This is a genomic window from Rudaea sp. 3F27F6 (assembly GCF_005503555.1).
Taxonomy (GTDB): Bacteria; Pseudomonadota; Gammaproteobacteria; order Xanthomonadales; family Rhodanobacteraceae; genus Rudaea.
Map to the genome: position 1 here is coordinate 232,147 of NZ_SCNG01000006.1, position 12,642 is coordinate 244,788.

The following is a 12,642-nucleotide window of genomic DNA, read 5'->3' on the forward strand; positions in this document are numbered from 1 at the left end:
TCCTGCTCTATCCGTGTTCATCCGCGCAATCCGTGGCAAACGCTCTTCTTCTCTGGATCGAAATGAACAGACCGACGATCCGACTGACAATGGCGCAGGCGCTCGTGCGCTATCTCGCCGCACAGCAAGTGCGCATCGATGGCGAGATCGTGCCGCTGTTCGTCGGTGCCTTCGCGATTTTCGGCCACGGCAACGTCGCCGCGCTCGGCGAAGCACTGTACGAGCACCGTGACGCGCTGCCGACCTATCGCGCGCACAACGAACAGGCGATGGCGCACACCGCAATCGCCTACGCGAAAGCGCAGATGCGCAAGCGCATGATGGCGGTGACCACTTCGATCGGCCCTGGCGCGACTAACCTCGTCACGGCCGCCGCGCTCGCCCACGTCAATCGCCTGCCCGTGTTGTTCCTGCCCGGCGACGTGTTCGTCTCGCGCGCGCCCGATCCGGTGCTGCAGCAAATGGAAGACTTCGCCGACGGCACGGTCAGCGTCAACGATTGCTTCAAACCGGTCTCGCGCTATTTCGATCGCATCGTCGCGCCGTCGCAATTGTTGACCGCACTTCCGCGCGCGATACGCGTGCTGACCGATCCCGCGCAGTGCGGGCCGGTCACATTCGCGCTACCACAGGACGTGCAAGCGCAAGCGTTCGACTTCCCCACAGCGTTCTTCGAACCACGCATCATCTCCGCGCCGGCAACGGTGCCGTCGCCCGAGCAGATTGCCATCGCCGCCGATGCGCTGTCGCTGGCGCAGCGCCCGCTTATCGTTGCCGGCGGCGGCGTGCTCTACGGTGAAGCGGCGAGCACGTTGCGTGGCTTCGCCGAGCGCCATGGAATCCCCGTCGCCGAAACCCAGGCCGGCAAGGGCAGCTTGCCGTTCGATCATCCCTTGCAGCTCGGCCCGGTCGGCGTTTGCGGCAGCACCGCGGCGAACGCGCTTTTTGCCGAAGCCGATCTCGTGCTCGCCGTCGGCACGCGTCTCGCCGATTTCACCACGGGATCGAACGCGCTGTTCGCACAAGCGCGACTCGTCACCCTCAACGTCAACGCCTACGATGCAGAGAAAAACTCCGCCCTAGCAATCGCGGCCGATGCGACGGCCGGGCTCGAAGCGCTGGCCTTCGCCTTGTCGGGCTGGCGCGCTGCGGCGGAATGGCGCAATCGCGCCGCTTCGCTCGGCGATGAATGGCGCGCCACCGTCGAACGCCTCACTTCGGCGCGCGACTTTGCGCCGGGCGAACTGCCCTACGAAGCCGACGTGATCGGCACCGTGCAGCGTTCCTCGCCCGATTCCGCAGACCACGACATCGTCGTCTGCGCAGCCGGCGGACTGCCCGGCGAACTGATCAAGCTCTGGCGCACGCGCACACCGGGCGGCTATCACGTCGAATACGGCTACTCGTGCATGGGCTACGAAATTGCCGGCGGCTTGGGCGTAAAGATGGCCAAACCGGAGCGCGAGGTCATCGTCATGGTCGGCGACGGCAGCTATCTGATGCTCAATTCCGAAATCGCGACCTCGGTCATGCTCGGCCGTAAGCTGATCGTCGTCGTGCTCGACAATCGCGGCTTCGGCTGCATCGGCCGCCTGCAGCGCGCCTGCGGCAGCGCGCCGTTCAACAATCTCGTCGACGAAGATTGCGCGACCGTCGCCGCCGGCGCGCCGGCGATCGATTTCGCCGCGCATGCGCGCGCGCTCGGCGCCGCGGCCGAACATGTCGACGATATCGCCGGGCTCGAACAAGCGATGACGCGCGCACGCGCGGCAAAGAGCACTTACGTGATCTCGCTCCGCACCGATCCGCATCGCAGTACGCGCGAAGGCGGGAGCTGGTGGGACGTGGCCGTGCCCGAGGTCTCGTCGCGCGCGTCCGTGCGTGACGCGCGCGACGCCTATGCAGCCGCACTGCGCAAACGCGACGGAGGCGAAAATCCATGAGTCTTCTCGTCAAAGCGCAACGCGACGCCTCCCATCTCGTCCGTATCACGCCGCAATCGGCCGGCTGGCGCCATGTCGGCTTCGACGCCTGGCACCTCGCTGCCGGCGAAGAGCTTCAGATCGACGTCGCCGAGGACCGCGAAACCTGTCTTGCCGTCCTGCGCGGCGCAATCGATTTCGACACCGGAGCGCTACGCCGCGAACGCTTCGGCGGCCGCGCCAGCGTATTCGATGCGCAGCCGCCGCATGCTTTGTATCTGCCGCCACGTAGCTCGGTTCGCCTGCGCGCCTGCGATGCAGTGGAGCTCGCCCTCGCGAGCGCGCCGGCCACGGGCCGATACCCGGCGCGCATCATCGAGCCTGCGGCGATGCCGCGTTCGACACGCGGCACGGGCAGCAACGAACGCTACATCTGCGATGTGCTGCCGCAGAGCGAAGACGCCGAGTCCCTGCTCGTCGTCGAAGTCCGCACGCCGGCGGCGCATTCGTCGAGCTACCCGCCGCACAAGCACGATGCCGACGATCCGCCGCGCGAAACGCAGCTGGAAGAAATCTACTACCACCGCATCGACCCGCCGCAGGGTTTCGCCTTTCAGCGCGTCTACACCGATGCGGGCGATCTCGACGAGACGATGGCGCCGCACGACCACGACGTCGTCCTCGTGCCGCGCGGCTACCACCCGGTGGTGATGCCGCACGGCTACCGCGGCTATTACCTCAACGTTATGGCCGGACCGCGGCGCGAATGGCGCATGCGCAACGATCCGGCGCACGAGTGGATGCTGAAGCTATAGCTTCCCTTCTCCCACCGGGAGAAGGTGGCGCGGCAGCGCCGGATGAGGGAATAGCTTCACAAACTTGAAACGCCATTTCAGTTTGCAACGCCTTCCCCTCATCCGCCCTTCGGGCACCTTCTCCCGCGGGGGAGAAGGGAAGAAGAACCTATGAAGCGGATCGAGCTTCCTCGGCGAACAACTTCCCGATCTGCGCAAACAGCTTGAGATCGTCGAGCGAATCTTCGAGCGTCGTCTTCACCGGGGCACCGTTGAACACCGCATCATGGAACGCATCGAGCTCGCCGCGGAACGGGTCTTCGTGGAACGGTCCGATCGTTTCGGTCGTCGTCTCGTGGTCTCCCGAGCGCGTGATCTCCAATCGCGTCGGCAGATGGCGGACATACGGCGTGTCGTAATTGATGCGAAACATGGCGCGATCGCAGAGCACGTCGATACCCGAGTCGAAGCGCGCGATATGGTTCGTCACCGCTTCGTACACCGCAGTGAAGTGGCCGTAGTCGAACAACACCGCGATCGCTTCGCCGCCGTTGCGCTGACGCGCGGCGAACACGCGCGGTGTGCCGAGCAGCTCGCGCATTGCCGAAAAGCTGTGTGAAGACAACCCGGTCAGCACTTGGTAACCACGCACGACCGCCGCGGGCGCATCGGCGCCGACGACAGCGCGCAGCATTGTCTGCGTGCGCGCCCTGCCCGCGTCGATCACGGCCTGCGGCACGTCGTTCGGCTTGAACACCGGGCGCGTCTGCGCGACGAAGAACGGCGCCTCGCAGATCAAATCGCGCACACGCACATGCTGGACTTCACTCCGCGCCGGCATGCGTTTTTTGAGTTCGAGGAACGGCCGCGCGTAGCGGCGCATATAGCCGACGAAGATCGTCTTTTTGTAGTCGCTCGCCCGCGGCAGCAGTGGCAACAACTGCTCGACATTGAGGCACACCGGCTTTTCGATGAACACGTGCTTGTCCGCGTCGAGCGAGCGCGCAAGCAGATCAGCATGGAGATGATCGGGCGTCAGAATGAAAACCGCATCGACCTCCTTGTCGCTCAACAACGCGTCCGCATCGGCATGCGCGCGCGCGCCGTAACGCTGCGCGACGTGCGCCGTGAGGCTCGGCGATACGTCGTTGACCGCGACGATGCGATAGCGCGCATCGTCCGCGAGCAGCGGCAGGTGCATAAGCTGGGCGACTTCGCCGAGGCCGATCAGTCCGACTCGGATGGTCATTGCGCACCTCCGCTCAAGGACTGGAGGTACTCGAGGTTCTTGCGCGCGAGCACCACCGGCTCTTCCGTCTGCGTCGGACTCCAATCCTGTTCGATGATGCACGGTCCGGCATAGGCCTTCTCGGCGAGTAGGCCCATGACTTCGGCCATGTTCACCGCACCGTCGGTCAGCGGCGCGAAGATGCCAGCTGCCGACGCCTGCGCGGTGTCGATTTCGCCGCGCAGCAAACGCGCACGCACGCCGGCGTCGATGCTCTTGAAATGCACGTAACCGATGCGCGGCCAGACCTTGCGCATGTAGGCCGCCGGGTCCTGCCCCCAGGCGGCATGATGGCCCGTATCGAAGCAGAGATTGACTTCGGTGTCCTGGAGCAAACGGTCGATCTGCGCTTCGCGCTCGACGCAGGTGCCGAGATGCGGATGAAACGTCATCGCGATGCCGTACTCACCGGCAAGACACTGCTGCGCGTCGCGCACCATGCCGACCACGGTTTTCCAACCGGCCTCGTCGACCACGCCGCGGCGGCCGGACGGATACCAGTTGCCCTCGTCCATGATGACGACGTGCTTCGAACCGGCGTCGCTGACCAGCTTGCCGAGCTGCTCGACGGTGGCGAGCAGCGCGTCGTGCGTGGACGGATCGGCGAGTGTGTGCACATGCGTTGCGCCCGTGAGTTTGAGCGCGCGCGAGTCGAGCGCGTTCTTGAGCTGCGTCGCGTCGGTCGGCAGAAAGCCGAGAGGACCGAGCTCGGTCGTCGCGTAGCCCGCCGCGCGTACCTGATCGAGATACTGCTCGGGCGTGTAGCGGTTGTCTTTGGGATAGTAGATACCCCAGGAACAAGGGGCGTTGCCGATCGATAACATGGTCGTGTTGCCTTGGTTGTTGAATAGGTCTTTGTTCGTCATCCCAGCGAAAGCTGGGATCCAGCTCTGCCGTCAATCTGGGGAAGAGCTGGATTCCAGCGTTCGCTGGAATGACGGTGCTCTAGTTTTGGCCGTCGATTCTGTTTCCTTGTGCATCGAACAGCGTGACTCGCGCCGCATCGAATGCGAACACCGCGTCGCCGTCGATGCGTACCGGCGCATCGCCGAACACGCGCGCAGTGATGCGCACGCCATCGTCAAGGCAAAGCGTGACGAGGCTTTCCGGCCCCATCGCCTCGTTGGCGAACAACTTGCCGCGCAGGCGATTGCCGTCGCCCGCAGCGATGCGCAGATGTTCGGGGCGCACCCCGACGGTGATGCGGTCACCGCGTTCAAGTGCGAGATCGAGCGCCGGCCAGCTCGCGATCGGCGCCATCTCCAGTCCGCCGGCGCGCAACGCGATGCCAGCTTGCGTGCGCGTCGCCTGCGCGGCGATCAGGTTCATCGGCGGATCGCCGACGAAACCGGCGACGAAGGTCGTTGCCGGTCGGCGATAAATCTCCAGCGGCGGCGCGTACTGCACGATATCGCCCGCGCACATCACTGCGATACGCGTGGACAAGGCCATCGCTTCGGCCTGGTCGTGGGTCACGTAAACCGCGGTCATGCCGCGGCTGCGCTGCAGGTGATAGAGGAATGCCCTCGCCTCCACGCGCATGCGCGCGTCGAGATTCGACAGCGGCTCGTCGAACAAAAACGCATCGGCCGGATGGACCAGCGCGCGCGCAAGCGAAGTCCGCTGCTGCTGGCCGCCCGAAATCTGCGCCGGCAGGCGGTCGAGCAGATCGGCGATATGCAGCACGTCGGCGACCTCGCGCGCCTGCGCGCGGCGTGCGTCCGCCGCCACGCCGCGCACCTTGAGCGGATAGGCGATGTTGTCGGCAATCGTCATGTGCGGATACAGGGCATAGTCCTGGAACACCATGCCGATATTGCGATCCTTCGGCTGCGCATGAGTCACGTCGCGGCCGCCGATGCGGATGCCGCCGCGCGTCGGCTGTTCGAGCCCGGCGATCATGCGCAAGGTCGTCGTCTTGCCGCAGCCGGAAGGGCCGAGCAGGCAGACGAATTCACCATCGCCGATGGCAAGATCGATCTCGCGGATCGTGTCGATCGCCCCGTAGCTCTTGCCGATCTTGTCGAGTTGGATCGAAGCCATGAATGCCCTTAGGACTTGATCCCGCCGAAGAAGCGGAATCCGTATTTGCGGTTGACGTACCAGTACAGCGCGATCACCGGCAGCGAATACAGTACCGAGTACGCCGCGAGCAGCGGCACGATCGGCGTGCCTGCCTGCGAGTAGAACGAATAGATTTCGACCGACGCGGGCATGCGCTGCTCGCTGCGCAGGAGCACGAACGGAATCAGAAATCCGCCCCAGACCTGGACGAAGGCCCAGACCGCCGCAATGGTGACGCCCGGACGCAGCACCGGCACGACCACATCGACAAAAGCGCGCCATGGCGAGGCGCCGGCGACGAGCGCCGATTCCTCGTAGCCGCGCGGAATGCTCGCGATGAAATCGCGCAGGATGAACATCGCCGTCGGCAACAAGCCACCGGTGAAGACGAGGATCACCGCGACTTGGGTGTCGATCAGGCCGAGCGCATTGACGATCAGGAAGATCGGCACCATCGCCGCCGAGCCGGAAACGACCGAGGAAAACAGCAGCAGCACGTATTCGATCACGCGCTTGCCGCGCAATGCGGTGCGCGCGAGCGCATAGGCCGCGAGTGTCGCCGTCGTCGCCACGAGCAACACCGTGCCGAACGCCTGCAGTAACGAATTCAGCAGTGCGCCGACCGCGGCGCGGTTGGCGAACACGCGCGCGAAGTTCGTCAGCGTCGGCGGCTTCGGCATGGCAAGGTCGAGATCGGCCTGCGCATTGAACGGCGCGAACACGAACCAGATCAGTGGCAGCGCGAACGCAGCGCCAAGCAGTGCGGCGCCGACACTGAAAGCCATGCGCGAAAACAGGGTGCGGCGATTCATGTGCCCTTCCCCTTAGCACGCAGACCGCGCTGGGCGAGGCGCAGATAGAACAGCGAAAACGCGAGGTTGATCAGCATGACGATCACGCCGATCGCCGCGCCATTGCCGAACTCGAAGCTCTTGAACGCGATGCGATACGTGTAGATCGGCAGAATGTCGGTCTCGAACGACGGCCCGCCTGCGGTCAACAGGAATGGCGTAAACACGTTGAACGTCCACATCGTGATCAGGATCAGATCGGTGACGATATGGCCGCGGATCAGCGGCAGCACGATGTCGCGGAATTTCTGCCACGAACTCGCGCCCGCGACATCGGCGGTTTCGAGGTAGCTCGGCGGAATCGATTGCAGCGCGGCATCGAACAGCATCATTGAGAACGCCGCGCCGCGCCAGGCGTTGAACAGGCAGATGGTCAGAAACGGGTGCTCGATCAGGAAATCGGCGGCCGGAAAATTCAGGCCGTGCAGCAACTGATTGAGCGTGCCTGCATCGCGGTCGAGATAGGCGAACCAGGCGAAGCCGACGACCACGTCGGGCAGTATCCACGCCAGCATCACGATGCCCTGCAGCAGCGATTTCGCCCGCGGCGACAGCTCGCGCGAAATCCACGCAAGGACGAGGCCGAGCAGCACTTGGCCGAGTAAAGCCGAGAACACGACGAACTGGATCGTCAACCACAGCGAGGGACCGAAGCCACCCTGACTCCAAAACGTCGCCGGATCGAACAGGTCGAGATAATTCTTCAGACCGACGAACTGCGGATGCAGCGCGTTCACGCCGAGCAGGCTGCGATTGGTGAAGCTGACCGCGATGATCCAGAAGAACGGGAAGACGACAAACAGGCCGATCAGCAGGCCCGCCGGAGTCATAAAGGCAATGCCGGTGCGCGAGGACACATTAGCGCCGCGCTGAGAAATCACGACTCGCCCCTTGCACGTTCGGCGCTCGACCATAAAAAGCCGTTCGAGCCGAGCGTAGCGCCGCAGGCGCGAAGCCTGCCCCGGACTTCGATCCGGGGGAGAAGCCGACTACGCCACTTCGACTTCGCCGCTTCGCGGCTATGCACGGTGCGAACGGCCTTGCGCCCATTGGTCACGGTGCCGCACCTCGCAAATCGAACGCGATCGTGCGATCGGTACCGACGATCTGCTTCACCGCGGCCGCGTACTCGCCCATCGCCGCGCGTGGCGTGAGTTTCCCGGCAATCACGCTTTCGGTCATGCGTTGAATCTCGGCCGAGACCTTTTCATAGTCGGCGTCGATCGGCCGTATCGTCGTCAACGGCAGCAGTTCGCGTCCGCTGTCGCGCAGGAACTGCGAGCGCGGCGGCAGCACGTCGTCGCGCACGCAGAGATGCTCGTTGTATTCCTGATAATTGCGCAGCGCCGGCGCCGAGTTCATGAAGGCGAGCAAGGACCACGCCTCGCGCGGATGCTTTGAATGCGGATTGAGCACGAAGCTGTTGCCGCCCGACACGCTGACGAAATCCTGCGCGCGCACGCCGCCGCCCGGCGCACGCGCCGGCATCTTCGCCCAACCGACCACGGCGTCTCGATCGGCGATCGGGAAATCGCCTTGCGGATCGATCGCGGTGTAATAGAACCAATTGCTCTCGATCAGGATCGCGCTCTTGCCGCGCTGGAAGTCGGTGAAGCTGCGGTTGCGCCCGCTGACCAGGCGCTGCGTGCGCGCTTCGCCGAGTTGCTCGTCGCGATAGACCGTTTTGTAGAAATCGAGTACGCCGAGAATGTTCGCACTGCTCACGATCCAGCGCCCGGTGTCGTCACGCAGTTCCTCGCCGGTGCCGGCCAGCAGCATCAGATAGCCCTGCATCGTCGTCGCCTCGCCCATCGCAACGCCGGCATTGATCTGCAGCGGGAAACTCTTCGGATCGAGCGCTTTCAGTTTGCGTGCCGCATCGAGCAGATCGCCCCACGAGCGCGGCTGCCAATGGTCGGCGTCGAGCCCGGCGCGACGGAACAGATCGCGCCGATAGAAGATCATGCGCACGTCGGTCTGCTCGGGCACGCCGTAGCGCTTGCCGCGAAAGCGCACGAGTGCCTGCGCGCTGTCCGGGATATGCGACCAGCCTTCCCACGCATCGGCTTCGGGCCCGGCGGTTTCGGCGAGCGGCTTGAGCAGGCCGGCATCGACGAAACCCGGAATCTGGAAGCCGTCGAACTCGGCGAGATCGGCGCCCTGCGCGGTGGCGAAGTCGAGCGCGAGCTGCTGCGACATCTGTTCCGCGCTGCCAGCGAATTCGCGCAGGCGCACCGCGACGTCACGGCCCTGCGCCCTGGCTGCGGCGACGTATTCGGGAATCACATACTGCTTGAGCCAGCGCGCCTCGGCGCCGTTCACGCCACCCTCGACGCAGCGGCAGGCGATCGACAGTTCGACCTGGGCCGCCGACGCGTTCGCCGCCAAGGCGATACCGAAGCACCATGCCGCGAGCGCGCACAGACAGCGGCGCACTGTCGAGGCGCGCTGCAAGCTGCGGGTGTGATGCGTCGCCGGCATTGCTATTCTTGGCTGAGGCGAAAACGAGATTCGGAAGCCGAGCTTAAGCATGCCCGAAGGTTTTCGCAATTTGCATTGCAAAATTGAATTTTTTGGAATACAAATTCCAAATCAATAAATCCTAGACACGCTTTCGCGGTGCGCATTTTTCCGCTGCAAGGAATGCTGCCCGGGGAGCCGGCGGGAAAAAACTCTACGCATCGCTGCCAACGCTACTCTACCCAGCGCCACGACGCGACTTCGGCTGCGGACCGACTTCGCCGCAGCTTCTGCGCAAGCGCAAGAGGCGACACGACAGGCCACCATGAAATCCACCATTCACCTCGTCTTCAAAACGCATCTCGATATCGGCTTCACCCAGCTTGCCGAACGCGTGCGACAGCAGTATCACAACGTCTTTATCCCCGCCGCGCTCGATACGGGCGAGCATTTCCTGCATGAAGACGCGGCGCAGCGCCTATTCGTCTGGACCACGGGCGCCTGGTTGATCTGGGATCATCTAGAAACGCAGCCGCCCGAACGCGTGCGCCGCCTCGAACGCGCGATCGACCGCGGCATCATTCGCTGGCATGCGCTGCCGTTCACCACCCACACCGAATTGATGTCGCCCGCGCTGTTTCGCGCCGGGCTCTCCTATGCGCAGGATCTCGATCGCCGCTTCGACGTGAAGACCGTCGCTGCGAAGATGACCGACGTACCGGGCCACACACTCGGTATCGTGCCGCTGCTGGCGCGCGCCGGAATCAAATTCCTGCACATCGGCGTGAACTCCGCGTCGACGCCGCCCGACGTGCCCGACCTGTTCCGCTGGCGCGCGCCGGGCGGCGAAGAAATCCTCGTCACCTATCAGAAAAGCTACGGCTCGACGCATTTCGTCGACGGCAGCGACGTGGCCCTGAGCTTCGCCCATACCAACGACAACGTCGGCCCGCAGAGCGTCGGCCAGGCGATCGACTGCCACCGCGACCTGCGCGACGAATTTCCCGATGCCGAGATCCGTGCTTCGACGCTCGACGCCTTCGCCGAAAGCCTGTGGCCGCTGCGCGAGCGCTTTCCGTTGATCGAAAAAGAGATCGGCGATTCGTGGATCCACGGCGTCGGTACCGATCCGGTCAAAGTTTCTCGCTTCCTTGCCCTGCAACGGCTCTACGATCGCTTCGACGAAGAAGGCCTGAGCGCGCAGCGCAGCGCGTTCGGCCGCCGCCTCTGCCTCGTGCCCGAACATACCTGGGGCGTCGACATCAAGACCTTCCTGCGCGACGAAACGCATTGGGATCGTGCCGATTTCGAGCGCGCTCGGCACGACGATCCACGCTTCGCATTTTGCGAGTCGTCGTGGAACGAGCAGCGCGCCTATCTCGATACGGCAGTCGAAGCGCTCGATGCCGACGACCGCGCGCTGGCACAGGCAGCACTCACTGAAGCTGCCGAACACAACGACGAAACACCTTCACCGGCACCGGTTGAAATAGCGGGAGAAATGGAGCTCGGCGGCTGGCGTGTCGCAATCGAGCCAATATCGGGCGCCGTGATGAGTCTCACCTCATCAAACGGCCTCCGCGTCGAGGGCGACGATCTGATCCGCTACGTCTACGAAAGCTACGACGCGAACGACGTCGCCGAGCATATGCGCACCTACCTCACCGATCGCGTGCGCTGGGCCCTGCTCGATCACGGCAAGCCCGGACTCGAACGCGCGCAGACCGCGCAGTCGGCGCGACGCGGTACGTGCCTGCTCGGCGTCGAATCAAACTCGCAACGTGCTGTGCTGCACCTGCAGACTCCATCCGCCGCGTGCGAAACGCTCGGTGCACCGAAACGCGTCACACTCACGTTGCGTCCGATCGACGCGACGCGCCTGCGTCTCGAACTCGTGCTGCACGAGAAGCCGTCCAACCGCATGCCTGAGGCGAGCTTTCTCACGTTTATGCCGAGCGGCGCCCGCGACTGGCATCTGCATAAACTTGGCCTATGGCTGCCGGCTGGCGATGTCGTGAGTAACGGCGGCGGTGCTCTGCATGCCGCTGCCGGCATACGTGCGCGCCTCGACTCCGGCGCAACGTTGCAGATCACGCCTCTCGATTCACCGCTGTTCGCGCCGGCCGATGCCGCCTTTATGTCGTTCGCGCCTGTTGCGCCCGATTTTTCTTCGGGCATCCGCTGCAATCTGCACAACAACAAGTGGGGCACCAACTTTCCGATGTGGTGTGAGGGGACGTTGCGCTTTCGGTTTGATCTCGCGCTGTCTTGATGTTGCTTCCGCTTAAGGGCTAGAGCTTCCACTCGTCCTGCGGACGAGCGGGTAACTTTCTTTGCTTGTGCAAAGAAAGTCACCAAAGAAACACCCCCCAGAACATTGCGCCCTACGCGCATCCTGCGCTCCGGGTTCGCGTCAGCGGCCGGGTTCCGCTAATTGCACATCCGTGTGCAATAGCGGAATCGGCGCGATCCATCGCGCCGACCCTCACAGGCCTTTTCGTCCGCTGCCGCCGCAATGTAATGGGGACCCGGAGAAGCCACAGCAGCGCGCATCGTACGCGCCAAAGCAGAGCAAGAGCTAGGCACCCCGCGCTTGGCTCTTGCTCTTTTTGCTCTTTTTGCTCTTTTTGCTCTTTTTGCTCTTTTTGCTCTTTTTGCTCTTTTTGCTCTTTTTGCTCTTGATCTCGGGTCCCTGTCAGCCGCGGCGAGGGCATGACGGATTCGCCCGTTAGGGTCGCGCGCAGGATGCGCGCGAGTTCGCGAATGGACAGGATGTCCATCGAGCGAACCCCGGCATGACCTCGCGGACCGCCGTAGGCGGCGCGGCTCCCGGGGTGCATTTCTTTGGTTACTTTCTTTGGGCAAGCAAAGAAAGTAACCCGCTCGTCCGCAGGACGAGTGGAAGCCTTGGCTCTTAAACCAACAAAAACAAAAGCTAAAGTCACTGGATTCCCGCTAAGAGCACGCGGGAATGACGAACAAAGAGCAATGCGGGCAAAGAAGAGCTGGATGACCAGCCCTACGGCTGTTGAAAGCCCTGCTTCCGCAGGAATGACGAGCAAAAAGAGCAAAGCCGCGCGCGAGGGATCACGCCACACTACTGACCACACGAAGAACGGCCACCGCGCAACGAACGCACGTGGAACAACCGCAAAAAACAACACGCAACCTGACATTCCCACGACATAAAACCCAGCTAGATTCCCGCCCAGCGCAACGCTGCCGAGCGGCAGCGTTGGGGTGGAGTCACGCGCGCGAATAGA

The 12,642-nt window shown here is 63.7% G+C and carries 10 protein-coding genes; 3 read left to right on the forward strand and 7 right to left on the reverse strand.

Going from position 1 to position 12,642, the window contains the following annotated elements:
* Nucleotides 1-62 precede the first annotated feature (62 nt).
* Both iolD and iolB read left to right on the forward strand, forming a co-directional pair.
* Nucleotides 63-1,943, forward strand: a complete 1,881-nt coding sequence (gene iolD, locus FFS30_RS20805) for a 3D-(3,5/4)-trihydroxycyclohexane-1,2-dione acylhydrolase (decyclizing) (RefSeq protein WP_137915111.1) — start codon at nt 63-65, stop codon at nt 1,941-1,943.
* Nucleotides 1,940-2,737 carry a 5-deoxy-glucuronate isomerase gene (gene iolB / locus FFS30_RS20810; protein ID WP_137915112.1) on the forward strand — a complete coding sequence of 266 codons (798 nt, stop codon included), beginning with the start codon at nt 1,940-1,942 and terminating at the stop codon, nt 2,735-2,737. The genes iolD and iolB overlap by 4 nt, the downstream gene beginning before the upstream one ends.
* A gap of 148 nt (nt 2,738-2,885) precedes the next feature.
* On the opposite strand, the gene FFS30_RS20815 is transcribed toward iolB, so the two are convergent.
* The 6 genes from FFS30_RS20815 to FFS30_RS20840 form a co-directional block, all read right to left on the reverse strand.
* Nucleotides 2,886-3,965, reverse strand: coding sequence for a Gfo/Idh/MocA family oxidoreductase (locus FFS30_RS20815; protein ID WP_137915113.1), 1,080 nt, complete (start codon nt 3,963-3,965; stop codon nt 2,886-2,888).
* The gene (locus FFS30_RS20820; protein ID WP_171014767.1) at nt 3,962-4,828 is read right to left on the reverse strand and encodes a TIM barrel protein; all 867 of its coding nucleotides are present in this window, start codon (nt 4,826-4,828) and stop codon (nt 3,962-3,964) included. Before FFS30_RS20820 ends, FFS30_RS20815 begins: the two co-directional genes overlap by 4 nt.
* A 121-nt stretch (nt 4,829-4,949) precedes the next feature.
* Nucleotides 4,950-6,047: an ABC transporter ATP-binding protein gene (locus FFS30_RS20825; protein ID WP_137915115.1), complete on the reverse strand. Its 1,098-nt coding sequence runs from the start codon at nt 6,045-6,047 to the stop codon at nt 4,950-4,952.
* 8 nt (nt 6,048-6,055) lie between these two features.
* Nucleotides 6,056-6,880 carry a carbohydrate ABC transporter permease gene (locus FFS30_RS20830; protein ID WP_137915116.1) on the reverse strand — a complete coding sequence of 275 codons (825 nt, stop codon included), beginning with the start codon at nt 6,878-6,880 and terminating at the stop codon, nt 6,056-6,058.
* Nucleotides 6,877-7,800, reverse strand: a complete 924-nt coding sequence (locus FFS30_RS20835; protein ID WP_249352569.1) for a sugar ABC transporter permease — start codon at nt 7,798-7,800, stop codon at nt 6,877-6,879. Before FFS30_RS20835 ends, FFS30_RS20830 begins: the two co-directional genes overlap by 4 nt.
* Before the next feature lie 172 nt (nt 7,801-7,972).
* Nucleotides 7,973-9,400, reverse strand: a complete 1,428-nt coding sequence (locus FFS30_RS20840) for an extracellular solute-binding protein (protein ID WP_137915118.1) — start codon at nt 9,398-9,400, stop codon at nt 7,973-7,975.
* A gap of 304 nt (nt 9,401-9,704) precedes the next feature.
* On the opposite strand from FFS30_RS20840, the gene FFS30_RS20845 reads away from it, so the two are divergent.
* Nucleotides 9,705-11,651 (forward strand): DUF5054 domain-containing protein, encoded by a 1,947-nt coding sequence (locus tag FFS30_RS20845; protein WP_137915119.1) that lies wholly within the window; start codon nt 9,705-9,707, stop codon nt 11,649-11,651.
* 112 nt (nt 11,652-11,763) lie between these two features.
* Here FFS30_RS20845 and FFS30_RS20850 read toward each other — a convergent pair whose 3' ends face one another.
* Nucleotides 11,764-12,540 carry a hypothetical protein gene (locus FFS30_RS20850; protein ID WP_171014768.1) on the reverse strand — a complete coding sequence of 259 codons (777 nt, stop codon included), beginning with the start codon at nt 12,538-12,540 and terminating at the stop codon, nt 11,764-11,766.
* Nucleotides 12,541-12,642: the final 102 nt, after the last annotated feature.